The organism is Burkholderia sp. BCC1985 (genome assembly GCF_905339915.1).
Taxonomy (GTDB): Bacteria; Pseudomonadota; Gammaproteobacteria; order Burkholderiales; family Burkholderiaceae; genus Burkholderia.
Map to the genome: position 1 here is coordinate 41,236 of NZ_CAJPGY010000037.1, position 24,386 is coordinate 65,621.

A 24,386-nucleotide genomic window follows, 5' to 3' on the forward strand; every position below is an offset into this window, starting at 1 on the left:
GTCATTGCACCTCGTAGCGGCCGTTGCCGGTGCCGACGATCGTCGCGCTGCCGACCGCCGAATGCAGCGTCACGCGCACCGGCGTGTCGATGCTTTCCGTGCCGAACACGACGCGGCTCGCGCGCGTGTCGGCCCCGGGATAGTCGATATCGGCGCCCGTGACGCCGCCGTCCCAGTCGCGCGGGCGCAGCACGTCGTCGCGCAGCGTGTGCCAGCCGTCGGGCGAGCTCACGTCGAAGCGGAAACCGTGCGCGGTCGGCTGCCACGCGATCGGGCGCGCGCGTACCTGCGCTTCGTCGCCGGCCGTCTCGAACAGCAGCGCGATGCGCTGCGCTTCCTCGCGCAGGTCGGTGCGGGGATTGCGCGTCAACGACAGCGACGCGAGCGACACCAGCAGGCCCGCGATCACGAGCACGACCAGCATCTCGAGCAGCGTGAAGCCGCGTGCGCGTGCGGTCACGGCCGCGCCGCGCCGCACGCGGCCGTCGCGGGCATCGCGGCGAGCGCGAGCGGAGCGCAAGGGCGTGCGAGGGGCGAGCATGGAGTGAAGAACGGGGAGAACGTCGGGACGGTCAGCGCAGGCTTACTGCCACGAACCGATGTCGGAATCGTTGCTCTCGCCGCCTTCCTTGCCGTCGGCGCCGTAGCTGAACACGTCGATCTCGCCGTGTACGCCCGGGTTCAGGTACTTGTACCCGTTGCCCCACGGATCGTTCGGCAGGCGCTCGAGATAGCCGCCGTCCTTCCAGTTGTTCGGGATCGGATCGGTGGTCGGCTTCTGGATCAGCGCGTTCAGGCCCTGTTCCTGGGTCGGATAGCGGCCGTTGTCGAGCCGGTACAGCTTGAGCGCCTGCATGATCGTGCCGATGTCCTGCTTCGCGGCGATACGGCGCGCCTCGTCGGGACGGCTCATGATCTTCGGCACGATCAGTGCCGCCAGGATCCCGAGGATCGCGACCACCACCATGATCTCGATCAGCGTGAAACCGCGCTGACGGCGCACGGCCGCATTACGGCGAGTGATCCACGTTTGCATGACTGACTACCTCTTCCAAAAAATGTCGTCGATTAAGTGACGCACCCGGCGCATTCCGGACGTTTGCCTGACGGCCAGCTTCCGTTTCCCCCGGGCGCGGAGCACGCATTGTAAGGCGCGCACTGCCGAGGGCTTTCACCCAACGCAAATTTCATATACATCCGTACAATAGCGCGCATGAACGCGCTCTCGATCCGGATCCTCTCCCTAGCCCTCTTCGCGGGTTTGTGCGCGACGGCCACCTACTGGGTCGTCACGCTGTCGGCCCGCGAAGCGCCGCTGCCCGCCGCCGCCGCGCGGTTGCCGATCCGCACCGAGGACGCCGCCGCGCTCTTCGGCGGCCAGCTCGACAAGAATCCCGTGCAGGACATCCACCTGTTCGGCATTCTCGCGCTCGATCATGGCGGCGCCGCGATCGTCGGCATCGGCGGCGAGCCGCCGCGCGCCGTGTCGCTCGGCGCGGAGCTCGCGCCCGGCGCGAAGCTCGCCGAAGTGCGCAACCGCTCGATCATCGTCGACCGCAACGGCGCGCGCGCCGAAGTCCAGCTCCCCGCGAACACGCCGTCCCCCGCGATCTACATGCGTTGATCGGCGGTGGCCTGACCGGCGGTCAGGCCGTCACTGCACCATGTTGTTCAGCTCGATGATCGGCAGCATCACGGCCAGCACGATCACGAGCACGATCCCGCCCATCGCCAGGATCAAGAGCGGCTCGAGCAGGCTCGTCAGGAACATCGTGCGGCGCTCGAGCTCGCGCGCTTCACCTTCCGCCGCGCGATCCAGCATCGTCGTCACGTCGCCCGTCGCCTCGCCCGAACGGATCAGGTGCACGAGCACCGGCGGAAACGTCTTCACGTTGTTCAGCGCGCGCGACAGCGCGGAGCCTTCGCGCACGCGCACGATCGCGTCGTCGATGTTCGCGCGCATCGCGCGGTTCGACAGCGTCTCGCCGGCCGCCTGCAGCGCGCGCAGGATCGGCACGCCGGCCGCGGTCAGGATGCCGAGCGTGCTCGCGAAGCGCACCGTGTTGTAGCCCCGCACGAGCTTGCCCGCGAGCGGCGCGGTCAGCACCCAGCGGTCGAACGCGAGCCTGGGCCCGTCGCGCGACAGCGTCGCCTTCACCACCCACACGACGAGCGCGGCCGCGATCAGGATCGCCCACCACCAGTGCCGCACGAAATCCGACAGCGCCATCATCACGACCGTGAGGATCGGCAACTGCTGCTTCGTGCTCGCGAACACGTTGACGACCTGCGGCACGACGTAGCTCAGCAGGAACGTGACGATGCCGAATGCGATCAGCGTGACGATCCCCGGATACGTGAACGCGAGCAGGATCTTCTGCTTCAGCGCGTTGCTCTGTTCGATGTAGTCGGCCAGGCGCGACAGCACGATGCCGAGCTTGCCGGTGTGCTCGCCCGCCGCGACGAGCGCGCGATAGATTTCGGGGAAATCGCGCGGATGCTGGCCCAGCGCATTCGCGAGCGAGTGGCCGCCGAGCACTTCCGCGCGGATCGAGGCCATCAGTTCGCGGATATAGTCGCGCTCGGCCTGCTCGGTGAGCACGCCGAGCGCCTCGTCGAGCGGCAGCCCCGCGATCAGCAGGCTCGCGAGCTGGCGCGTGAGGATCGCCTGCTCGCGCTGCGACAGCTTGCGGCCGAACGCGAGGCGCTGCGAGCGCGCGCCGCGGCTCGCGCTGGCGGCCGGCTCGACCACCAGCGGCGTGAGCCCCTGCGTGCGCAGCTGGCCGCGCGCGGCGCGCGCGCTGTCGGCATCGATCACGCCCTTCTGCGCGCGCCCGGCCGCATCGATTGCTTCGAAACGGAATGCCGACATCGCGCTATGCGCCTCCCGTCACGCGCAGCACTTCCTCGAGCGACGTCGCACCGGCCGCGAGCCAGCGCTCGGCGTCGTCGCGCAGCGTGCGCATCCCTTCCGCGCGGCCCGCGGCGAGAATCTCCGCATCGGCCGCGTTGCGGTGGATCAGCGTGCGGATCGAATCGTCGACCACCAGCAGTTCGTATACGCCGCGCCGGCCCGTGTAGCCCGAATGCCCGCACTTGTCGCAGCCGACCGGATGCCACACGGTGCGGCCTTCCTCCTGCCGCTCTTCCTTGCAGACCGGGCACAGCTGCCGCACCAGGCGCTGCGCGAGCACGCCGAGCAGCGACGACGCGAGCAGGTACGGCTCGACGCCCATGTCGGTCAGGCGCGTGACGGCGGACGCCGCATCGTTGGTGTGCAGCGTCGCGAGCACGAGGTGGCCCGTGAGCGACGCCTGCACCGCGATCTGCGCGGTTTCGAGGTCGCGGATTTCGCCGATCATGATCACGTCCGGATCCTGGCGCAGGATCGAACGCAGCGCGCGGGCGAAGGTCATCCCGATCCGCTCGTTCACCTGCGTCTGGCCGATGCCGGACAGGTCGTATTCGATCGGATCCTCGACGGTCATGATGTTGGTCGTCGCCGTTTCGAGCCGCGACATCGACGCATACAGCGTCGTCGTCTTGCCCGAACCGGTCGGGCCCGTGACGAGCACAATGCCGTGCGGTCGCGCGATCAGCTTGTCGAACTGGACGAGCGTGTCGCGGCCCATCCCGAGCGCTTCGAGGTTCAGGCGCTGCGCATCCTTTTCCAGCAGACGCAGCACCGCGCGCTCGCCGTGCCCGGTCGGCAGAGTCGACACGCGCACGTCGACCGGCCGGCCGCCGACGCGCAGCGTGATGCGGCCGTCCTGCGGCAGGCGTTTCTCGGCGATGTCGAGCTGCGCCATGATCTTGATCCGCGAGATCAGCGCGCCGTGCAGCGCCTTCTTCGGGCGCACGACGTCGCGCAGCGTGCCGTCGACGCGAAACCGCACGACCGATGCATTCTCGAACGGCTCGATGTGAATGTCCGATGCCTGTTCGCGCGCCGCTTGCGTGAGCAGCGCGTTGATCATCCGGATGATCGGCGCATCGTCTTCCGATTCGAGCAGATCCTCGACTTCGGGGATGTCCTGCATCAGCCGCGACAGGTCGACTTCGCCTTCGACCTCGCCGACGATCTGCGCCGCGCTGCCGTCCTGGCGCGCGTAGGCCTGGTTGATCGCCTGCGCGAGCTCGTCGGCCGGCACGCGATGCACGGAGATCGAGCCGAAGTTGCGCGCGATTTCGGCGAGCGCCGCATCGTTCGTGCGTTCGCTGATCCACACCTCGAGCGTGTCGTCGAGCTGGTGCGCGATCAGCACCTGGCCGCTCTTCGCGAAGCCGTACGGCAACAGGCGCGCGGCGAGCGGCGACGGCGGCTGCCGTTCGCCGGGCGTGCCGTCGTGAGCGGAGGACGCGCGCACGTCGCTCACTGCGAGGCTCCCGGCGTGGCGGTCAGCGGCTGTTGCGGCACGGCCTGCTGCGGTACGCTCCGCGGCTGCGCGGGCGTTGCCTCCGGCAGCGGCTGGGCCGGCACCGGCGCCACCTGGCGTTGCAGCTGCTGACGGCGCATCTTGTCGAGATCGAACAGGTTCCCGGCCGGCGTGCCGCCCTGGCTCGGGCCGAGCGGCATCGGCGGGACGATCGGATCGTCCTTGTCGCGGATCACGTTGTTGTCCGACTTGTACGCGCCCGTCACGCCCTGGATGTAGTCGTAGCGGTTGGCCGTGACTTCCTGCGCGGTGCCGCGATCGGAAATGATCACGGGGCGCAGGAACACCATCAGGTTGGTTTTCGCACGCACCTTCGATTCCGAACGGAACAGCTGGCCGATCCACGGAATGTCGCCGAGCAGCGGGACCTTGCTGTTCGATACCTGGTAGTTGTCCTGCATCAAGCCGCCGAGCACGATGATCTCGCCGTTGTCGGCCAGGATCGTCGACTGGATCGACCGTTTCGTGAAGGTCGGGCCGGTCTGCGCGCTGGTCGTGCCGGCGACGACCGCCGAATCCTCTGTATAGAGCTGCAGCTTCAGGATCCCGCCGTCGGTGATCTGCGGCTTCACGTGCAGCGTCAGGCCGACGTCGCGACGGTCGTAGGTGTTGAACGCGTTGCTCGTCGTGCCGCTCGTCAGGTTCGAATACGAGCCGGTTGCAATCGGCACGTTCTGGCCGACCACGATCTTCGCTTCCTCGTTGTCGAGCGTGATCAGGTTCGGCGTCGACAGCACGTTCGCGTCGCTCACGCCCGCAAAGTATTGCAGCAGCGCGCCGAGCCCCTGCACGCCGAACATGTTGTGCAGCCAGCCGATGTTGAGCCCCTGGGACAGCTGCCCGAGGTTGGAGGCCAGCCCGCCTCCGGTGATCCCGCCGGCCGCGTTGGCCACACCGCCGGCCGTCAGGTTGATGATGCTGTTGCCGAGGCCCAGCCCGGGGTTCAGGTTCGTGCCGCCGAGAAACTGGCCGCTCGCCACCTGCCACTGGATGCCGAGGTTGCCCTGCGTCGTCGAGTTCAGCTCGACGATCAGCGCTTCGATATAGACCTGCGCGCGCCGTGCGTCGAGCTGGTCGATCACCGAGCGCAGGTTGCGGTAGACCGGGTCGGACGCGGTGATGATCAGCGAGTTGGTCGCCGAGTCGGCCTGGATCATCCCGCCCGGCTGGTTGTCGTCGCCCTTTTCCTTGTCGCCGCCGAGCAGGCCGCCCGTGCCGAGGCCGCCGCCGGACGAGCCGCTGCCGCCGTAGGCCGACGAAGAAGACGAACCGCCCAAGCCGCCCGACGGCAGCGGCGGGGTACCCGACGTGCCGGTCGAGAAGTTGCCGCTCTGCGACGAGCCGCCGCCCTGGTTGAAGCTGTTCGCGTCGTTGGACGACGCCGACGAACCGCTGTCGCCGCTGCTCTTGCCGAGCATCCCGCGCAGCGTCTTCGCGAGCTTCACCGCGTCGGCGTTGCGCAGCGGCACGACGTGCATGTTGCCGGGCACCGCGCTCGGCGCGTCGAGCTGCTGCACGAGGCGCTTCGCGGCCGCGAGGCGCGACGCGCTCGACGCGCGCAGCATCAGCGAGTTGGTGCGCGGGTCGGCCGTGACCGACACCTTCAGCGTCGCGTCGCTGTTGCCGATCGCGCCCGGGTCGAGCATCTTCTGCAGCTGCGCGGCGAGGTCGATCGCGTTCGCATTGCGCAGCGGCACGACCTGGACCTGCGCGCCCGCGGCGCTGTCGACGCCCGAGATGATCTGCGCGATGCGGCGCACGTTGTCCGCGTAGTCGGTGACGACGATCGTGTTGTTCGCCGGGTAGGCGGTGACCGTGTTGTTCGGCGAGATCAGCGGCCGCAGCACCGGCAGCAGGTTGTTCGCCGATTCGTTGCGCAGCTCGAACACCTGCGTGATGACCTGGTCGCCGCGCGCCTGCGGCGCATTGCCGACATAGGTCGGCACGCCCTGCAGCTTCGCGTCGGCTTCCGGCACGACCTTCAGCACCCCGTGATCCTGCACGAGCGCGAAGCCCTGCATGCGCAGCGCCGACTGCAGCGTCTTCAGCGCCTGGTCTTCCGGCACCGGACGTTCGGCCACGAGATTGAGCTGCCCCTTCACGCGGGGGTCGACGATGATGGTCTTGCCGGTTGCGGCACCGATCGCCTTGGCGACCTGGTCGATGTCCGCATTCACGAAATTGAGCGTGACCTGAGCGTAGGCGGCCTGCGAGACGATGATGCCGGCGACGATCAGGGTCGTCGCGATGCGCCGCATAACGAAGCGATTTCTTGTCATGGATGAATGGGTCGATGCCGGCTCAGGCCACTTCCGGCGGTAGTGCTGGGATCCAGGTCCGAAAGAGGCGACATTAGCAGCTTTTCATGTCCGGAATATCACATTGAGCCGAGGACTGTCTCACATACGACATGTATCCGGCGCACCGTATGCAATATGTAAGATTTCGGCGCCGACCCGGGCTGCCGTCCATCGCCGTCGTTTTTGCGATGAATCGACACGAAAATGCGGTATAAACGGGCAGCCGTCGTTCGCATGTCGCCACGTGACGGACTCTCGGTATGATACGGGCGGCACGTTTCCAGTCGCACGAATAACGGACACGGGTTTTCCCGATCCTTGCGCCCATTTCTTTCGTTTTCCGCACCATGAACAGACGGTTCGCTTCGATCGCGTTGATCGCCGCCGGCGTGTGGTTCGCCTGCGGAAGCGCACGCGCGGATTGTTTCGACGAGGCCGCCCGCTACCAGAAGGTCAATCCGCTGATCCTGCGCGCGATCGCGTGGCAGGAGTCGCACAACCGGCCCGACGCGCTGAACAAGAATACGAACGGCTCGGTCGACTACGGCCTGATGCAGATCAATTCGATCCACCTGCCGACGCTGTCGCGCTACGGCATCGGCCGCGACACGCTGATGCAGCCGTGCAAGAACGTCTACATCGCCGCTTGGCACCTGCGCCAGAAGATGAATCGCTACGGCAACACATGGCAGGCCGTCGGCGCCTATCATTCGGAAACGCCGTCGCTGCGCGACAAGTATGCGCGGCAGATCGCCGGGATCCTGACGCAGTGGAAGCTGATGCCGCCCGAGCAGTGACGCCGCGCCGCGGCGCTTGCCGACGCCGTGCCGCTCGGCCGGCGCGCGTTTGATGCACAATGCGGATCTCACGCCGCGGTTTCGACCGGCCCGGGCGACCGGCTCCGGGCCGATCGCGCCCCGTCAGGACGCCGCGGCCGCTTTTCCCTCTTTTCCGTTGGTGCAAATCGTTATGAATCCGGCAATGAACCAGCCGTTGCCCGTCACCGTGCTGTCCGGTTTCCTCGGCGCCGGCAAGACCACGCTGCTCAATCACATCCTCGCGAACCGCGCGGGCCTGAAAGTCGCCGTGATCGTCAACGATCTCGCGGCGGTCAACATCGACGCGTCGCTCGTACGCGATGCGCAGGCGCTGTCGCATGTCGAGGAACGCCTGGTCGAGATGTCGAACGGCTGCATCTGCTGCACGCTGCGCGACGACCTGCTCGTCGAGATCCGCAATCTCGCGGCGGATGGCCGCTTCGACGCGATCGTGATCGAATCGACCGGCATCGCGGAGCCGATGCCGATCGCCGAAACCTTCACGTTCGTCGACGACGACGGCGCATCGCTGTCGAACGTCGCGCGGCTCGACACGCTCGTCACCGTGGTCGACGCCTACAATTTCCTGCGCGACTACGGTTCCGACGACGCGCTCGCGACGCGCGGCATCGCCGCATCGGACGAAGACGATCGCACGCTCGTCGAGCTGCTGATCGAGCAGATCGAGTTCTGCGACGTGCTCGTGATCAACAAGACCGACCTCGTCGGCGCGGAAGAACTCGCGCGTCTGCAGCACATCCTCGCGCGGCTCAACCCGCGCGCGCACCAGGTCGTGTCGACGTTCGGCAACGTGCCGCTCGAGGAAGTGCTGAACACCGGCCGCTTCGATTTCGACGAGGCCGCGAACGCGCCGGGCTGGCTCGCGTCGCTCGACCACGATCACACGCATTGCGACGATCCCGAGTGCCACGATCCGCATCATGCGCACGTGCATGGCGAAGCCGACGAATTCGGCATCGGCAATTTTGTTTACCGCGCGCGCCGGCCGTTTCATCCGGCACGGCTCTGGGCGCTGCTGCATCAGGAGTGGCCGGGCGTGCTGCGCAGCAAGGGCTTCTTCTGGCTCGCGACGCGCAACGACATCGCGGGCTCGCTGTCGCAGGCGGGCGGCGTGTGCCGGCATGGCCCGGCGGGCCTCTGGTGGGCCGCGCAGGATCGCGCGGAATGGCCGGACGACGACGAGTTGCTCGCCGAAATTCGCACGGAGTGGCAGGGCGACCTCGACGACCGCTCGGTCGGCGATCGCCGTCAGGAACTGGTGCTGATCGGCATCGCGCTCGATGCCGACGCATGGCGCGCGAAACTCGACGCATGCCTGCTCACCGATGCGGAATTCGCGCTCGGTGCGGCGCAATGGACCGCGTTCGACGATCCGTTTCCGGTGTGGGATGTCGATGCGCACGACGACGACGATCCCGGCGACACGCAGATCGTGCACGCGTAATACGCGGTAAAAACGGCCTGCGAAAGACAACCGTTAAATCTTGCAAGAGTGGCGCGAACTGTGGCAAAAATGCTGCGCGCGCCCAACAAAAAACCCGCCGAAAGGCGGGTTTTTTTCCTGGAACAGGCGCTGGATTAACGCTTGTTGACGGCGTCCTTGAACGCCTTGCCAGCCGTGAACTTGACCGTCTTGGCTGCCGGGATCTTGATGGTTTCGCCGGTCTTCGGGTTGCGGCCCGTACGTGCTGCGCGCTTGCCCGAACCGAAGCTGCCGAAGCCGATCAGCTGAACCGCATCACCCTTCGACACGGCCTTCTTGATGACTTCGAGCAGCGTGTCCAGCGTTTCGCCGGTTTGAGCCTTGCTGGCGCCCGTTTGGGCGGCGACGGCGTCGATCAGTTCCTGTTTGTTCATTAAGGTTCCTTTTTCAGGTTAGGTTTGACACGAACAGCGCGAACGCGCCGATTATACGTGCGCGAACCGTGCCGTCGAGAGTCAGACTTCGACGGCACAGCGCCGAATCCTGGCCCGCGCGACGTGCCGTCCGGTTTGCCGGAAGGCCACCCCGCGGTACGGCGTTGCTATGATAGCGCAGCGCAAACCCAATAACGACAAGGGTTTCAAAGATTTTCATCGGTATTTCGCCGAATGAATCGTCGATTGCCCGTTTTTTGACCTGCGCCAACCGGACGGGATACGCAGCCGGGTCCGCCGCCGCGCAACGCCGTTGGTTTTTGCCAACGACCCGCCGGACGCCTCCGCGCAATCCCTTGCCAGGCTTGGCTGCCACGTTTTTTGTTTCGCATGCCCGACCGACTCGTTCCCGCCACGCTCGCGTTCCGCGACGACGGCACCCTCATCTCGCCCGCGTACGGCGACATCTATCACAACGTCGCGGGCGCGCTCGCGCAGGCGAACTACGTGTTCATCGCGGGCAACGCGCTGCCCGGGCGCTGGCAAGGCCGGCGCACGTTCACGATCGTCGAGACGGGGTTCGGCGCGGGCGTCAACTTCCTCGCGACCTGGGCCGCCTGGCGCGACGATCCCGCGCGCTGCGAACGGCTGCATTTCGTGTCGTTCGAGAAGCATCCGTTTTCGCGCGATGACCTGCGCCGGGCACTGTCCCATATGGTTGCTAACACAACGATATCGACGGAAGCGGAAATGCTCGCCGATGCGTGGCCGATGCTCGTTCCCGGTTTTCATCGCCTCGAATTCGACGCTGGCCGGGTCGTGCTGACGCTCGCGCTGGGCGACGCGTGCGAGATGCTGCCGAAACTGGTCGCCCGCGCCGATGCGTTCTATCTGGACGGTTTCGCGCCCGCGAAAAACCCGGATCTCTGGTCGGCCGACGTGTTCCGCGCGCTCGCACGTATCGCCGCCGAGAAGGCGACCTTTGCGACCTATTCGAGCGCGGGCGTGGTGAAACAAGCGCTCCTCGAAGCGGGTTTCACGTATCGCAAGATGGCCGGCCTGGCCGGCAAGTTCGCGATGCTCGCGGGCGAATACGCACCGCGCTGGCGGATGCGCCGGCACGAACCGCCGCGCGCGTTGCCGGTTGCCGCGCGCGACGCGATCGTGATCGGCGCGGGGCTGGCCGGCTGCGCGGTCGTCGAACGGCTCGCCGCGCGCGGCTGGAACGTCACGCTGATCGAGCGACACGCGCGAATCGCGAGCGACGCATCGGGCAATCCGGCCGGCGTATTCCATCCACTGATGACGCGCGACGACAACGTCGCGAGCCGCCTCACGCGCAGCGGTTTCCTGCATGCGCTGGCGCGCTGGCGCGCGCTCGAGCATGCGGGCCATGCGTTCGCGCGCAGCACGCGCGGGATGATCCATCTCGCGGAATCGGCCGACGATTTCGTGCGGATGCGCGATGCGTTCGACGCGCTCAGCGCACCGTCCGACTACGTGTCGCTGCTCGACACGGACGCCGCGCGCGCGCATCTGAACCTGCCGGTCGCACATGGCGGCCTGCTGTTTCCGCACGGCGGCGCCGTCTGGCCGGCCGGGGTCTGCGCCGCACAAGTCGCGGCGGCCGGTGAACGCGTGACACTGCTCGCCGGCACCGAAGTCGCGCGACTCGAGCGCGATGGCGACACGTGGCGCGCCGTCGACGCGGCAGGCGCGACGCTCGCCGAGGCGCCGGTCGTCGTGCTCGCGAACGCGGGCGACGCCGTGCGTCTCGCGGGCCTGCGGCACGTCGCGCTGCAGCCGGTGCGCGGCCAGCTCACGCTGCTGCCGCCCGGCAGCACGGCACCGCTGCCGTGCCCCGCGATCGGCGACGGCTATGCGGTACCGCTCGGCGACGGCACGCTGCTGATCGGCGCGACGTTCGAACCCGACGACCTCGATCCGGCGATGCGCGGCGCCGGGCATATCGAAAATATCGAGCGCGTCCGGCATCTGCTGCCCGGCCTGATCGGCGAGCTGCCGGACGTCGATACGCTGCGCGGGCGCGTCGCGTTTCGCTGGGTCGTCGCCGATCGCGTGCCGGTGATCGGCCCGCTCGCCGACGAAGCGCAGGCCGTCGCGAACGCACGCGCGCTGAGCGGTGCGAGGGCGCGCGACCTGCCGCGTACCGCGGGCCTGTACGGCGCATTCGGCTACGGTTCCCGCGGCCTCGTGTGGGCCGCGCTCGGCGCGGAACTGATCGCGTCGCAACTGGAAGGCGAGCCGCTGCCGCTCGAGCGCGAACTCGCCGATGCCGTCGACCCGGCCCGGTTCCTGATCCGCGCGCTGCGCGGCCGCCAGATCGGCTGATCTCGTCAGCCGAATCCTCACAGTCCTTCGATTTTTTCGCGCAAGGTTATCCACGCGACGCTGTGGATAACCGCGCGGAATCCGCACGCACTTCGTGTGCAATCACAGTGGACGTAAACTGGGCAACTCGGCACAGCTGTGAAACGGCCCGAAAGTTACCCAACTCAAACCTCTGTGAGCAAACAGCCTGTGCAACGACTTATGGCCGCGCCAACACCTTGATCTTGTTGCGTAAACCGAAGTTATCCACAGAACTGTGAGCGCCTTGTTAACTTCTACTACGTATATATACAAGTAAACCATTGAAACCAAAGACCTGTGGCGCCTCACAGCGCCGCGAGTCGATTCAATCGGTTCCGGAGCGAAAAAGCTGTGGCACAATCGGTTTCCTTCGCGTTCGTTCGGCCAAGCGCCGGACATGCTTCAATGGAACGGTCGGCTCGATTTCGAATCTGAATCATCGAGACTGCGCAGTCCGTTCACACACCAGGCCGACAATCCAGATCGGCAGCCTGAACGACAGTTCCGCCGGATGGCGGAAAGAGGCGGATCCCATGTCCCGCCGTCGTCGACCACAACATTCACACTCGGGGCGATACCCAGCCGGCGCGCATCTCATTTCTGACGCTTGACCCCGCGCCGCTGGCGATTGCTTCCAAAGGAGAAGTCACCACGATGAAGTCGGCGTTCTCATTCCTGCCCAATTGGCCGCTCGCGCCGGATGCCGTGTTCTGGGCCGGGCTCGCGTTGTTCGCGGCCGGTCTGTGTGGCGAGCTGTGCTATCGCGCATGGCGGCTGCCGCGCATCACCGGGTATGCGGTGATCGGTCTCATCGCCGGTTCGTTCGGATTCGGCGTGATCGACGCGAGCACCGACGAAACCTCGCGGCTGCTGATCGACGTCGCGCTCGGCCTGCTGCTGTTCGAGCTCGGCAGCCGTCTCGACCTGAAATGGATCCGCCGCAATCCGTGGCTCATTGCGTCGAGCCTGGCCGAGGCGACGCTGACGTTCGTGCTCGTGCTGTTCGTGATGCTCGCGCTCGGCGTGTCGGGCATGGTCGCGCTCGTGCTGTCGGCGATCGCGATCGCGACGTCGCCGTCGATGGTGATCCAGCTCAAGACCGAGCTGCGCGCGGAAGGGCAGGTGTCGCAGCGCCTCATCACGCTGACCGCGCTGAACAGCGTGTACGCGATCGTGCTGACCAAGCTCGTCACGAGCTGGCTCCACCAGGAAGCGTACGGGAACGTTTTCGCGACGATCCTGCAACCCGCCTACCTGATCGCCGGTTCGTTCATCGTCGCGTACCTGGTCGCGCGGGCGTGCAATTACCTGTTCCGTCACATGACCGCGACGATGCGCGACGAGCATTCGTTCGTCGCGCTGTTCGGGCTCGTGATGCTCGCGATCGCGGTCGCGCAGGCGCTGAAGCTGTCGACGCTGCTCACGCTGCTACTCGCCGGCATCATCGTGAAGAACCTCGAAGCGCGGCCGCAGCTGTGGCCCGAGCATTTCGGCACGGCCGGCTGGCTGCTGACGGTGATCCTGTTCGTGCTGACGCTCACGTCGTTCACGTGGGGCGACATCGCGCTCGGCGGCCTGCTCGCAATCGCGCTGATCGTCACGCGGCTCGCCGCCAAGCTCGCCGGCGTCGTCGCGTTCGCGAAGCCGAGCGGGCTCGGGATGAAGCAGGGCGTCGCGCTCGGCATCGCGCTGACACCGATGTCCGCGTTGTCGTACCTGCTCGTCGACGACACCTACCAGCTCTATCCGAATTTCGACCCGCACCTGCGCGCGATCGTGATGTGCACGATCGTGATCCTGCAGCTCGTCAGCCCGTTCGTCGTCTACCGCTGCCTGTCGGCGGTCAGCGAACGCAGCGACAGAAACTGATTCCGGAACCTGCCATGGCACTCGAAACCTTCGTCAATTCCGAACCGTTCACGTTCGGCGTCGAACTGGAGATCCAGGTCGTCAACACGCACAACTACGACCTCACCAAGGCTGCATCCGACCTGATGCGCCTGATCCAGGGCGAGACCTTCCCCGGCAACATCACGCCTGAAATCACCGAGAGCATGATCGAGCTGTCGACCGGCATCTGCCATTCGCACGAGCAGGCGGTCTCCGAGCTGCACGCGATCCGCGACGTGCTGGTGAAGGCGGCCGACCAGCTCAACGTCGGGCTCGCCGGCGGCGGCACGCACGCGTTCCAGCAGTGGAGCGACCGGCAGATCTACGACGCGCCGCGCTTCCAGTACATCTCCGAGCTGTACGGCTATCTCGCGAAGCAGTTCACCGTGTTCGGCCAGCACGTGCACATCGGCTGTCCCGATCCGGACAGCGCGCTGTTCCTGCTGCACTCGATGTCGCGCTTCATTCCGCACTTCATCGCGCTGTCCGCGTCGTCGCCGTTCGTGCAGAACGTCGACACCGGCTTCCATTCGGCGCGCCTGAATTCGGTGTTCGCGTTCCCGCTGTCGGGCCGCGCGCCGTTCGTGCTGACCTGGGACAGCTTCGAGGAGTACTTCACGAAGATGGTCAACACGGGCGTCGTCAACTCGATGAAGGACTTTTACTGGGACATCCGGCCGAAGCCCGGCTACGGGACGATCGAGGTGCGCGTGATGGACACGCCGCTGTCGGTCGATCGCGCGGCCGCGATCGCGTGCTACATCCAGACGCTCGCGCGCTACCTGCTGACCGACCGGCCGCTGAAGCTGTCGGAGGACGACTATCTCGTCTACACATTCAACCGTTTCGAAGCCTGCCGCTTCGGGCTCGAGGGCACCTGCGTCAATCCTCAGACAGGTGAGCGTCGCACGATCGCGGAAGACATCCTCGACACGCTCGACCGGATCGCGCCGCATGCGGCCGCGCTCGGCTCGCGCGCGGCCCTCGACGAGATCGGTGCACTCGCGCAGGCGCGCGTGAATGACGCATCGTGGTTGAGAACCGTTTTCAAACAGGAAAAATCGCTGAACGAGACGGTCCGCCAGCAGTGCCTGCGCTGGCGTGAATGAAAAAATGTTTTGCAGATTACAGGCTCGACCGCGCGGCGATTCGCTGAATGCCGGTCGACGCCGATTCGGGCGTTCCGCGTCACCAGTCCTCCTGAAAATCTGTGGATAACTGGATATTCCGCTGCAAAGTCAACGCACTGCGGTATGGATAACCCGGTGGATCGCCGGCAGCCGCACGATGGCCGATTCGAACAGGAAAATGTTTGCGCGTTGCGCCGTGAGGCCGGCAGGGATTGCCGGCACAACGAAAAAATCCGGTTATCCAGCGATTTTCCACAGAATGAAGGGGATAACTTAGCTGTGCGATTTTCCGCTCTCGCTTAGAATGTCGGCTTTGCGGACACCGGAATGACCAGTGTCTCACCGGTCGCCGCGAACGCGACCGCCGCGTGTGCCTCGCGACGGCCGTGTCGACGCTCCTCGATGAGCGTCTGTTTTGAGATAGACATTCGATCTCCACACTACGGCTGCTCGGCAATCCGGGCGGCGGCAAAGCGAAAAGACTATGAGCGAAGGCGTTTACGGGAATCAGGCTTCGGGACGTGTGACCCACAGCTTGCTGCGGTTGAGTACGGCCATGCGAAGCCAGGCATGGGATTGGGCGGAAGGCGCGGGCCTCACGCCGACGCAGGGCGAGATCCTCGTGCTGCTGCTGCAACGCAAGGGCCCGATGCGGCTCGGCGAGATCGCGCGCGAGACGCAGCTCACGGCTGCGACCACCAGCGATGCGGTCAGCACGCTCGAGACGAAGGGGCTCGTCGAGAAGCGTCGCGCGCTGGACGACGGCCGCGCGCTTGCCGTGCGCCTGTCGGCCCGCGGCCGTACCGCGGCGAAGAAGGCGCTGCAATGGCCGGAATTCCTGACGAAGGCGGTCGGCAAGCTCGGCGCGGACGAGCAGGGCGCGCTGTACCGCGCGCTGCTGAAGACGCTGCGCGAACTGCAGGTGGCCGGCGCGACGCCGCCGCAGCGCATGTGCCTGACGTGCACGCATTTCCAGCCGGGCAAGCAGTCGAAGAAGACCGTGCATCACTGTGCGGCGCTCGACCTGTCGATGGCCGACAGCGATCTGCGTCTCGACTGTTCGGTGCACGAAGAAGCCGACGCGGCAACGCAAAAGAAGACCTGGAAGGTGTTCGCCGGCTGACGTCCGTCGATCGACCGGGAGGCCGATGATGAACGCTGAAGTGGTGGCGATCCGCCACGTGCATTTCGAGGACCTCGGCAGCTTCGAGCAGGTGCTCGGGGCGCGCGGGCGGCGGGTGCGCTACGTCGACGTCGGCGCGTCGCGCGTCGAGGTGCTCGACGCGCTCAAGCCGGCGCTGCTCGTGATGCTCGGCGGGCCACTCAGCGTGTACGAGGACGCGCAGTATCCGTCGATCGCGCCGCTCACGGCGCTCGTGCGTCAGCGCATCGACGCCGGGCTGCCGATCCTCGGTATCTGCCTTGGCGCGCAGTTCATCGCCTGCGCGCTCGGTGCGCGCGTCTATCCGGCTGCGCAGAAGGAACTCGGCTGGGCGCCGCTGACGCTCACCGACGCGGGCCGCGCGTCGCCGCTGCGCCATCTCGACGGCGCGGCGACCTCGATGCTGCACTGGCACGGCGATACGTTCGACCTGCCGGGCGGCGCGATCCATCTCGCCTCGACACCGGCCTGCCGCCACCAGGCGTTCGCGTGGGGGCAGCACGTGCTGGCGCTGCAATGCCATCCCGAAATCCGTGCCGACCGCTTCGAACCCTGGCTGATCGGCAACGCCGGCGAAATCGCGTCGACGCCCGGCATCGACGCACGCCAGCTGCGCGCCGACACCGTGCAGCACGGTCCCGCGCTGGAGGCGGCCGCGCGACGCATGTTCGCGGAGTGGCTCGACAGCGTCGGGCTTTGATCCCGAGCGAGCGACGCCGCGCGTGACCGGCCCGCAGGCCGTGCCGGCTGGCGCACCGCTGCATGCCGTGTGTGCGCGGCATCGCTGCCGGCGGCGCGGCGGCGCTACCTGACCATCCGCTTACTGCCGAACCGGCCGCCAGCAGGCTTCGAGCCCGCATGCTACGCTCGTCCGCTGTTTCCCTTTCCTGGCGAGCGGCCTCCATGACTGCGCTGTTTTCTCCGTTCACGCTGCGCGGCGTGACCCTTCCGAACCGGATCGTGATCTCCCCGATGTGCCAGTACTCGGCCGAGCGCGGCGAGGCGACCGACTGGCACATGATTCACCTCGGCCATCTCGCGCTGTCCGGCGCGGGCCTGCTCTGCATCGAAGCGACCGCGGTCGAACCCGACGGGCGCATCACGGCCGGCGACCTCGGTTTGTGGGACGACGCGACCGAAGCAGCGCTCAAGCCCGTGCTGGCGGCGATCCGCAAGCATTCGCCGGTCCGCGTCGCGATGCAGCTGTCGCACGCGGGGCGCAAGGCGTCGAGCGAGGTGCCGTGGAAGGGCGGCCAGCTCGTGTCCGTCGCCGATGGCGGTTGGCTGCCGCATGCGCCGTCGGCCCTGCCGCACAAGGACGGCGAAACGCCGCCGCTCGCGCTCGACGCGGCCGGCCTGAACCGGATCCGCGACGCGTTCGCGGCCGCCGCGAAGCGTGCCGCGCGCCTCGGCATCGATGCGATCGAGGTGCATGCGGCGCACGGCTACCTGCTGCATCAGTTCCTGTCGCCGCTTGCGAACCAGCGTACCGACGAATACGGCGGCTCGCGCGAAAACCGGATGCGCTTTCCGCTCGAGATCTTCGAGATCGTGCGCGCGGCGTTTCCGGCGGACCGGCCGGTCGGCGTGCGCGTGTCGGCGACCGACTGGGTCGAGGGCGGCTGGGAACTCGAGGACACGATCGCGTTTGCGCACGAGCTGAATCAGCGCGGCTGCGACTGGATCGACGTGTCGTCCGGCGGCGTATCACCGCTGCAGAAGATTCCGCTGTCGCCCGGTTACCAGGTGCCGTTCGCGCAGGCTGTGAAGCGCGCGGTCGGGATGCCGACGATCGCGGTCGGCCTGATCAACGATCCCGCGCATGCGAACCGGCTGATCGAGTCGGGCGATGCCGATTTCGTCGCGATGGCGCGCGCGATGCTGTACGACCCGCGCTGGCCGTGGCATGCGGCTGCCGAGCTCGGTGCGCAGGTGTCGGCGCCGCCGCAGTACTGGCGTTCGCAGCCGCGCGAGCACAAGGCGTTGTTCGGCGACATCGCGTTCGGCCAGCGCTGAGCGTCATGCGCGCAATATTGCGCGCGATGTTGAGCGAAGCAATCTTGAACGTGTAGGATGCGGGTGATTCGCCGCATGTCCCGACGCGGCACCGACCGGTGCCGCGTTTTCGTTTTGCGCGACGCAGGGCCGCGCAAAACGACAGCGCGGCCGTCTTCCATTCAAGTCGTCTTCAAAGGATTCGTTCGATGAGTTCACGCAGGATCGCGGTACGCCGCTCGGGAGTTCACGGCAAGGGCGTGTTCGCGGTGGAGCCGATCAAGGCCGGCGAACGCGTAGTGGAATACAAGGGCGAGCGAATTTCGTGGAAGGAAGCGCTGCGCCGCCATCCGCACGACCCGAACGAGCCGAACCATACGTTCTACTTCGCACTGGAAGAGGGCGGGGTGATCGACGGCAAGATCGACGGCAACAGCGCGCGCTGGATCAACCATTCGTGCGCGCCGAACTGCGAGGCCGAGGAGATCAAGGGCCGCGTGTTCATCCACGCACTGCGCGACATCGGGCCGGAAGAAGAGCTGTTCTACGACTACGGCCTCGTGATCGACGAGAAGCTGACGAAGAAACTCAAGCGGGAATACGCGTGCCATTGCGGCGCGATCGCATGCCGTGGCACGCTGCTCGCCACGCCGGACGACGACGGCAAGAAGAAAAAGAAGAAGGACAGGAAGGACGGCAAGTCCGAGTCCGGCGCGAAGGACAAGAAAAAGAAGAAGTGACCGGTGAGGCCGCGCATCGCGCGCGGCTGCGTCACCCCCGGTTGGCCGCCGCGCGGCCGTCCATCCACCCTGATGAGGGTTCGCCGCGCCTGCCTCAGTGCGTGGGCGCGGCGGCCGGCGTCTCGCTCGCCGGCTTCCCGGTGCGCTTGGCGAGCGGCACCCGCACCACGAAGCGCGAACCGCCTTCCGATGCATCCTCGTACGACACCGTGCCGCCGTGCATCGCGATGATGTCGTGCACGATCGCGAGCCCGAGCCCGGCGCCCGTCTCGACGCCGTTGCCGCTTTGCGCGTCGCCACGGAAGAAGCGCTTGAACAGGTCGGCCTGCTGATTGGCCGGCACGCCCGGGCCGTTGTCCTCGACGACGATCTCGGCGGCCGCTTCGCCGGTCTCGAGCGCGCCGCGCGCGACGTTCACCGTGATCCGCGCCCCGTGCGGCCGGGCGAGCGGCACGTATTTCAACGCATTGTCGAGCAGGTTCGCGATCACCTCGCGCAGCAGCACGGGGTTGCCGCGTACGTTCAGCGTTTCGTCCTCGCCGGGATCGTCTCTGCGCTGGAAGCCGAGGTCGACATGCGACGCGAGCGCGCGCGGCACCCATTCGGCACCCGTCTCGAACGCCATCGCGGCCAGGTCGACGTCGACGAAACGCGCGGCCTGTTCGCCCGGCTCCGCGCGCGCGAGCGACAGCAGCTGGTTCGACAGCCGCACCGCGCGGTCGGCGGCCGCGCGCAGTTCGCGCACCGCGGCATAGGTCTGCTGCGGGTCGCGCGCGACGGCGGCCTGCTCGGCATGCAGCTTCACGGCCGTGAGCGGCGTGCGCAGCTGGTGCGCGGCATCGGCGATGAACTTGCGCTGCGCGTCGAGCGCGGTCTTCAGGCGGCCGAGCAGCGCGTTCATCGCGCTCGTCAGCGGCCGGATCTCGAGCGGCACGTCGGTTTCGTCGACCGGCTCCAGCGACGTGTGGGTCTGCCGGTTCAGCGAATCGGCGAGATGCGTGAGCGGGCCGAGCTGCTGATTCACGACGCGCCACACGATGCCCCAGCCCGCGAGCAGCAGCAGCAGCAGCGGCATCATGATCGCGACGAGGAATTCGGCCGCGATCCGGTAGCGGTGCCGCACCGGCTGCGCGACCTCGACCACCATCGGCCGGCCGCCGTCGACTTCCTCGACGCGCACCTGCGCGACCCGCACCGCGCGGTTGTCGTACTCGGCCTCGAACACGTACGCGTGATGCATGCGGCGCACGTTGATGCCCCGCAGCGGCAGTTTCGGATCGCCGGCGAGTTCCTGCTCGCCGTCGCTGATCCGGTAGATCAGCGCCTCGGCCGGATCGGAGAACATCGCCTGCGCGAGCGGCGGCACCGTGAACGGCGCGTCGGGGCCGGCGATCTGGATCTGTTTGGAGATGGCGGTCGCGAGGTCGGCGAGCGAGCGGTCGATCACGTGTTGCGTGTATTGCCACGCGAGCCAGTAGGCGATCAGGCCGCTCATCAGCGCGAGCATCGACAGCGGCGCGGCGAGGCGCCGGAGCAGCGAGCGGCGCAGGCTGGTGGTCACAGCCGGATCAGAAGACATTTCGACGGGCAAATGGATAAGCGCCGCTCACGGGGAGCGGCGCGGACGTGCGCCGGACGGCGACGCGGGCAGGGCGGCTCGCCGGCGGCACGCGGCCGGCCGGCGTGCGGCGCCGCTCAGACGCTCGCGGTCTGGCGGATTTCCTGCAGCAGATAGCCGAAGCCGCGCACCGTGACGATTTCGACGCGGCACTGCTCGAGTTTCTTGCGCACGCGATGCACGTAGACTTCGATCGCGGTGTCGCCGAGATCGCCGCCGAAGTGCGTGAGGTGATCCTGCAGCTGGGCCTTGCTGACGACGCGGCCGTGACGCAGCAGCAGCATTTCCAGCACCGCGAATTCGCGCGGCGACAGTTCGAGCGGCTTGTCGTCGTTGAAGATGCGGCGATCGACGCCCGACAGGCGGACGCCGCCGAGCGACACTTCCGGACGCGGCATGTCGCTGTGCGGGCCGCTGCGGCGCATCACCGCGCGGATGCGCGCTTCGAGCTCGGCCGGCTCGAACGGCTTGAGCATGTAGTCGTCGGCGCCGGAGTTCAGGCCCTGGATCCGGTCGTTCAGTTCGTCGCGCGCGGTCAGCACGATGACCGGCGTGTGGCGGTTGGTCTGGCGGAAACGCGTGAGCAGCGTCATCCCGTCGATGCCCGGCAGGCCGAGGTCGAGGATCACGAGTTCGTGGCGGTTCTGTGCCAGCGCCTGTTCGGCAAAGATGCCGTCATGCACCATGTCGACGGTGAAGCCAGCCTGCTCGAGGCTGCTCTGGATACCGCGTGCGATGGGGCGGTCGTCTTCGATCAGAAGGAGTCGCATGAAGTTCGCTCAAGTACAATGGGTTGGCGGTTCAGGCACGCGGACAGCACGACGCCGTTTCCACAGGGGCGCCGCATCGCCTGACATCAAGCATGGCGGCCAGCGAACGATTAAATCCAATCATGTCCGATATTTCGATCCACGACCTCGAAGCCGCGATCAATTTCTGGCGCGCCCGCTCGCCGTCGAGCGGCGACGAACTCAAACTCTGCGAAGAGGCCAGCGCGCTCTCCAAGCCGTATGCGCTGCTGATTGTACAGCGCGCAAGCGCGCTGCAACTGGAAGGTTTGGACCCCAGGGCGCGGAAAGCGTACGAGACTTACGTGCGCCTTAAGGATGGCTTGGAAAGTTGAAGGCTTTCGCTGAGTACATCCTAGAAAACGTTCATCGAAATGAAAAGTTGACGCGCCGCGCGTCGAAAGACGCGCGGCGGTAGAGGACGACCTCAGGCGGCCGGTTGGGTATGTGCGCACACCTGGTCGATGAACGTCGCGAGCGCGATGTCGCGCTCGGTCAGGCCGTCCGCATCGTGGGTCGACAGCGTCACGTCGACGCGGTTGTATACGTTGAACCATTCCGGATGGTGGTTCATTTCCTGCGCCTTGATCGCGACGCGCGTCATGAAGCCGAAGGCCTCGTTGAAATCGGCGAAGCGCAGGCTGCGCTGGATCGCGTCGCGGCCCGGCACGGCCGTCCAGTGCGGCAGGCCTTCGAGCCGGGTCTTGCGTTCTTCTGATGTGAGCTTGTGGATCATGTTGCACCTCGTTCGGTAACGGCGCCCGCACGCGGGCAAAGGCCACGCGGCAAAGCCGGTACCGGTCATTGTTTCATAGTTGGGCGACGGGCATCCGGGGACGGGCATCAGATGGCGAGCGCCGGCGCACGAATCACGCCGGCGTGGCCCGCGGCCTTACGCGTCCGCGTCGTCCGGCCAGCCTTCTCCCGTGCCGCGATGCAGCACGAGATCGCCGTCGAGTACCGTGCCGGCCGCGAATTCGGGCAGCGCGGCCAGCCGGTCGGCCAGCGCGCGGCCGTCGACGTCGGCCAGCGCGAACAGCTGCGCGAAATCGTCGATCACGAAGTAGGTCTTCTGGAACGTGTCGATCCGGTACCGCGTGCGCATCACGCGCTCGAGGTCGAAACCGAGCCGGTTCGGCGCCGCGCTTTCGAGACTGTAGAGGCTCTCGCCCTTGCTCGACACGATCCCGGCGCCGTAGATCGACAGCCCGTTCGTGCCCTGCGGGTCGCGGATCAGGCCGAATTCCACCGTATACCAGTAGAGGCGCGCCAGCCGCGCGAGCGCCGTTTCGTCGTCCGCGACCGCGAGCGCAGTGCGGCCGTAGGCCTGCATGTAGTCGGCGAACACCGGCTCGATCAGCAACGGCACGTGGCCGAACAGGTCGTGGAAGCAGTCGGGTTCCTGCAGGTAGTCGAGCTGGTCCGGGCGGCGCATCCACCAGGTGACCGGAAACCGCCGGTTCGCGAGGTGCTCGAAGAACACGCGATCGGGCACGAGGCCCGGCACCGCGACGATTTCCCAGCCGGTGGCCGGCTTCAGCTGGCGGTTCACGTCGGCGAACGACGGCACGCGATCGGCCGGCAGGTCGATCTTCCCGAGCCCGGCGACGAACGCGTCGCACGCGCGACCGCGCAGCAGCGCCGACTGGCGCGCATAGAGCTGCCGCCACACCGCGTGGTCGACCTGGCCGTAACGTTCGAGCGGCTGGTCGATGGTGAAATCGGCGCGGGTTTCGAGGCCCGCATCGAACTGCTCCTGCAGTTTCGCGGTGACGACGGTGGACATGGTGAGGCTCTGCACGCTGTGATGGGAACCATGCAAGTGTAGAGCGGGGGACATGCGGAATGGGCGCAAAGATGGCGTTGATTCGCATGATGATGCGATAATCGCGCATCAAAATCGGAATCAATGCGGAGAATGCTTATGCTGGAACTCGATCACTTCGATCTCGCGCTTCTCGACGTGCTGCAGCGCTTCGGCCGCGCGACGCACCAGCAGCTCGGCGAGGAGGTGCCGCTGTCGCCGTCGCAGATCGGCCGGCGGCTGCAGCGGCTCGAGGCGGCCGGCGTGATCGAAGGCTATCGCGTGATGTTGCGCCCCGAAAAGCTCGGGCTCGGCGTCACCGCGTTCACGAGCCTGAAGCTCAAGCACCACGGCGATTCGATCATCGAGCAGTTCCAGCAGCAGATCGACGTGCTGCCCGAGGTGCTCGAGTGCCATGCCGTGGTCGGCGATGCAGACTATCTGCTGCGGATCGTCGCGCCGGATCTCAACGCGCTGTCGCAGTTCGTGATGAAGAAGCTGATGCGCGTGCCGGGCGTCGACAGCGTGCGCTCGAACATCGTGCTGACGACGTTCAAGCGCAATGGCGCGCTGCCGCTCGCGCACCTGGCGCCCGGCGCCGCGTGACGCGGCGGCGGGGCTGGCAGCGGGGCGCAAGGCGCGGCCGCGGATAGGGCTCGATCAGGCCGCTTCGGATTGCGCATCGGCGTTCAGCAGGTCGACGTATGCGACCGCGACGAGATCCTCGTGCGCCACGCCGAGCTTCGCGAATACGTCGTGCGCCTCGGCTTCGCCGCCGGCTTCGTCGTCGTCGGGGCCGAGCACCACTTCCAGTTCGATGAAGTCGCCGAGGCCGTCGACGCGGTCGAGGTGGATCCGCGTGCGGCCGACGAGGTATACGTGCCGTTCCTTCGTCACGATGCCGCGCGTGGTCAGTGCGGTCGCAAGCAGCGAGTGCATCGCGTCCGGGTTCGTCACCGGGCTGCGCGTGTAGTACGACGCTTTCGGACCGTCGCGATCGTCGCGCTGATAGAAGATCAGTTCGGCCGGCGTGCCGTCTTCGAAGCGGCGCAGCTTCAGCCGGCCGCGCGGCACGTCGTAGAAGAAATCCTGCTGGCGGTAGAAGAGCGGTGCTTCGGTTGCGAGCGTCGCGGCGCGTTCGCGCAGCTGGTCGAATTCGCGGGCGCGGGCTTTGATCTCGATGTTGCGGGCCATGCGGGTCTCCTTCAATCAGGGGTCTCGCGGTGTGCGAACGGACAATCTAGCAAAAAGCCTGCGATGGTGGCGTGACGAGCGACTGGCGCGCGGCAACGCGACTCGGAGCGGGCGATTGGGGCTCGTATGTGATTTCGCTGGTTATGCGCGGGTGTGTTGGCGATTTGTGATTCGCAAGATCCGCCGGAGACGCAAAAGACGCAAAAGACGCCAAAGACGCCAAAGACGCCAAAGACGCCAAAGACGCCAAAGACGCCAAA

At 66.8% G+C, this 24,386-nt stretch carries 25 protein-coding genes; 12 read left to right on the forward strand and 13 right to left on the reverse strand.

What is annotated here, in order from left to right; all coding sequences use genetic code 11:
* Window position 1: 1 nt before the first annotated feature.
* On the reverse strand, window positions 2–541 hold the full coding sequence (locus U4Z31_RS28600) for a GspH/FimT family pseudopilin (RefSeq protein WP_321812088.1): 540 nt from the start codon (window positions 539–541) through the stop codon (window positions 2–4).
* A 42-nt stretch (window positions 542–583) separates the two neighbouring features.
* The gene (gene gspG / locus U4Z31_RS28605) at window positions 584–1,036 is read right to left on the reverse strand and encodes a type II secretion system major pseudopilin GspG (RefSeq protein ID WP_027783126.1); all 453 of its coding nucleotides are present in this window, start codon (window positions 1,034–1,036) and stop codon (window positions 584–586) included.
* 177 nt (window positions 1,037–1,213) lie between these two features.
* Here gspG and U4Z31_RS28610 point away from each other — a divergent pair, with 177 nt between their 5' ends.
* Window positions 1,214–1,624 carry a hypothetical protein gene (locus U4Z31_RS28610; RefSeq protein WP_044845208.1) on the forward strand — a complete coding sequence of 137 codons (411 nt, stop codon included), beginning with the start codon at window positions 1,214–1,216 and terminating at the stop codon, window positions 1,622–1,624.
* Window positions 1,625–1,654: 30 nt separating this feature from the next.
* On the opposite strand, the gene gspF is transcribed toward U4Z31_RS28610, so the two are convergent.
* The 3 genes from gspF to gspD are packed head-to-tail and all read right to left on the reverse strand — an operon-like array spanning window position 1,655 to window position 6,715.
* Window positions 1,655–2,872 (reverse strand): type II secretion system inner membrane protein GspF, encoded by a 1,218-nt coding sequence (gene gspF / locus U4Z31_RS28615; protein WP_257775102.1) that lies wholly within the window; start codon window positions 2,870–2,872, stop codon window positions 1,655–1,657.
* A 4-nt stretch (window positions 2,873–2,876) separates the two neighbouring features.
* Window positions 2,877–4,376, reverse strand: coding sequence for a type II secretion system ATPase GspE (gspE, locus tag U4Z31_RS28620; RefSeq protein WP_321812089.1), 1,500 nt, complete (start codon window positions 4,374–4,376; stop codon window positions 2,877–2,879).
* Entirely contained in the window at window positions 4,373–6,715 is a 2,343-nt protein-coding gene (gspD, locus tag U4Z31_RS28625; RefSeq protein WP_044845211.1) for a type II secretion system secretin GspD, read from the reverse strand. The genes gspE and gspD overlap by 4 nt, the downstream gene beginning before the upstream one ends.
* A gap of 368 nt (window positions 6,716–7,083) precedes the next feature.
* Between gspD and U4Z31_RS28630 the strand changes: the two genes are divergently transcribed.
* Together U4Z31_RS28630 and U4Z31_RS28635 are read left to right on the forward strand one after the other, a co-directional pair.
* Complete coding sequence (locus tag U4Z31_RS28630; protein WP_321812090.1) at window positions 7,084–7,533, forward strand: lytic transglycosylase domain-containing protein; 450 nt, start codon at window positions 7,084–7,086, stop codon at window positions 7,531–7,533.
* Window positions 7,534–7,705: 172 nt separating this feature from the next.
* Window positions 7,706–9,019, forward strand: a complete 1,314-nt coding sequence (locus tag U4Z31_RS28635) for a GTP-binding protein (protein ID WP_321812091.1) — start codon at window positions 7,706–7,708, stop codon at window positions 9,017–9,019.
* A 134-nt stretch (window positions 9,020–9,153) separates the two neighbouring features.
* On the opposite strand, the gene U4Z31_RS28640 is transcribed toward U4Z31_RS28635, so the two are convergent.
* Together U4Z31_RS28640 and U4Z31_RS28645 are read right to left on the reverse strand one after the other, a co-directional pair.
* Window positions 9,154–9,432, reverse strand: a complete 279-nt coding sequence (locus tag U4Z31_RS28640) for an HU family DNA-binding protein (protein WP_006401505.1) — start codon at window positions 9,430–9,432, stop codon at window positions 9,154–9,156.
* Between the two features lie 13 nt (window positions 9,433–9,445).
* On the reverse strand, window positions 9,446–9,808 hold the full coding sequence (locus tag U4Z31_RS28645; RefSeq protein WP_124486807.1) for a hypothetical protein: 363 nt from the start codon (window positions 9,806–9,808) through the stop codon (window positions 9,446–9,448).
* Window positions 9,809–9,822: 14 nt separating this feature from the next.
* Here U4Z31_RS28645 and mnmC point away from each other — a divergent pair, with 14 nt between their 5' ends.
* The 7 genes from mnmC (at window position 9,823) to U4Z31_RS28680 (ending at window position 18,722) form a co-directional block, all read left to right on the forward strand.
* A complete protein-coding gene (gene mnmC, locus U4Z31_RS28650) occupies window positions 9,823–11,784 on the forward strand; it encodes a bifunctional tRNA (5-methylaminomethyl-2-thiouridine)(34)-methyltransferase MnmD/FAD-dependent 5-carboxymethylaminomethyl-2-thiouridine(34) oxidoreductase MnmC (protein ID WP_321812092.1) in 1,962 nt (653 codons plus the stop codon).
* Window positions 11,785–12,459: 675 nt separating this feature from the next.
* Window positions 12,460–13,674 (forward strand): cation:proton antiporter, encoded by a 1,215-nt coding sequence (locus tag U4Z31_RS28655; protein WP_044845215.1) that lies wholly within the window; start codon window positions 12,460–12,462, stop codon window positions 13,672–13,674.
* A 14-nt stretch (window positions 13,675–13,688) separates the two neighbouring features.
* Window positions 13,689–14,804, forward strand: a complete 1,116-nt coding sequence (locus U4Z31_RS28660; RefSeq protein ID WP_021160413.1) for a YbdK family carboxylate-amine ligase — start codon at window positions 13,689–13,691, stop codon at window positions 14,802–14,804.
* A 505-nt stretch (window positions 14,805–15,309) separates the two neighbouring features.
* Entirely contained in the window at window positions 15,310–15,948 is a 639-nt protein-coding gene (locus U4Z31_RS28665) for a MarR family winged helix-turn-helix transcriptional regulator (protein ID WP_044845216.1), read from the forward strand.
* A 28-nt stretch (window positions 15,949–15,976) separates the two neighbouring features.
* Window positions 15,977–16,687, forward strand: coding sequence for a glutamine amidotransferase (locus tag U4Z31_RS28670; protein WP_321812093.1), 711 nt, complete (start codon window positions 15,977–15,979; stop codon window positions 16,685–16,687).
* A 203-nt stretch (window positions 16,688–16,890) separates the two neighbouring features.
* Window positions 16,891–18,003 carry an NADH:flavin oxidoreductase/NADH oxidase gene (locus U4Z31_RS28675; protein ID WP_321812094.1) on the forward strand — a complete coding sequence of 371 codons (1,113 nt, stop codon included), beginning with the start codon at window positions 16,891–16,893 and terminating at the stop codon, window positions 18,001–18,003.
* Window positions 18,004–18,191: 188 nt separating this feature from the next.
* On the forward strand, window positions 18,192–18,722 hold the full coding sequence (locus tag U4Z31_RS28680) for an SET domain-containing protein (RefSeq protein WP_257775110.1): 531 nt from the start codon (window positions 18,192–18,194) through the stop codon (window positions 18,720–18,722).
* A gap of 94 nt (window positions 18,723–18,816) precedes the next feature.
* On the opposite strand, the gene U4Z31_RS28685 is transcribed toward U4Z31_RS28680, so the two are convergent.
* Both U4Z31_RS28685 and U4Z31_RS28690 read right to left on the reverse strand, forming a co-directional pair.
* Window positions 18,817–20,301 carry a sensor histidine kinase gene (locus U4Z31_RS28685; RefSeq protein WP_321812095.1) on the reverse strand — a complete coding sequence of 495 codons (1,485 nt, stop codon included), beginning with the start codon at window positions 20,299–20,301 and terminating at the stop codon, window positions 18,817–18,819.
* Window positions 20,302–20,417: 116 nt separating this feature from the next.
* Window positions 20,418–21,110 carry a response regulator transcription factor gene (locus tag U4Z31_RS28690; protein ID WP_006401494.1) on the reverse strand — a complete coding sequence of 231 codons (693 nt, stop codon included), beginning with the start codon at window positions 21,108–21,110 and terminating at the stop codon, window positions 20,418–20,420.
* 122 nt (window positions 21,111–21,232) lie between these two features.
* On the opposite strand from U4Z31_RS28690, the gene U4Z31_RS28695 reads away from it, so the two are divergent.
* Entirely contained in the window at window positions 21,233–21,463 is a 231-nt protein-coding gene (locus U4Z31_RS28695; RefSeq protein ID WP_044845220.1) for a DUF3717 domain-containing protein, read from the forward strand.
* A 92-nt stretch (window positions 21,464–21,555) separates the two neighbouring features.
* Here U4Z31_RS28695 and U4Z31_RS28700 read toward each other — a convergent pair whose 3' ends face one another.
* Complete coding sequence (locus tag U4Z31_RS28700) at window positions 21,556–21,864, reverse strand: 4a-hydroxytetrahydrobiopterin dehydratase (protein WP_044845221.1); 309 nt, start codon at window positions 21,862–21,864, stop codon at window positions 21,556–21,558.
* Window positions 21,865–22,020: 156 nt separating this feature from the next.
* Window positions 22,021–22,914, reverse strand: a complete 894-nt coding sequence (gene phhA, locus U4Z31_RS28705) for a phenylalanine 4-monooxygenase (RefSeq protein ID WP_321812096.1) — start codon at window positions 22,912–22,914, stop codon at window positions 22,021–22,023.
* 138 nt (window positions 22,915–23,052) lie between these two features.
* On the opposite strand from phhA, the gene U4Z31_RS28710 reads away from it, so the two are divergent.
* The gene (locus U4Z31_RS28710) at window positions 23,053–23,538 is read left to right on the forward strand and encodes an Lrp/AsnC family transcriptional regulator (protein ID WP_006408082.1); all 486 of its coding nucleotides are present in this window, start codon (window positions 23,053–23,055) and stop codon (window positions 23,536–23,538) included.
* 54 nt (window positions 23,539–23,592) lie between these two features.
* Here the strand turns inward: U4Z31_RS28710 and U4Z31_RS28715 are convergent, their stop codons facing one another.
* Window positions 23,593–24,126 carry a class IV adenylate cyclase gene (locus U4Z31_RS28715; protein WP_257775114.1) on the reverse strand — a complete coding sequence of 178 codons (534 nt, stop codon included), beginning with the start codon at window positions 24,124–24,126 and terminating at the stop codon, window positions 23,593–23,595.
* A gap of 11 nt (window positions 24,127–24,137) precedes the next feature.
* The coding region (locus tag U4Z31_RS28720; RefSeq protein ID WP_321812097.1) for a hypothetical protein at window positions 24,138–24,386 on the reverse strand (249 nt) is incomplete at its 5' end.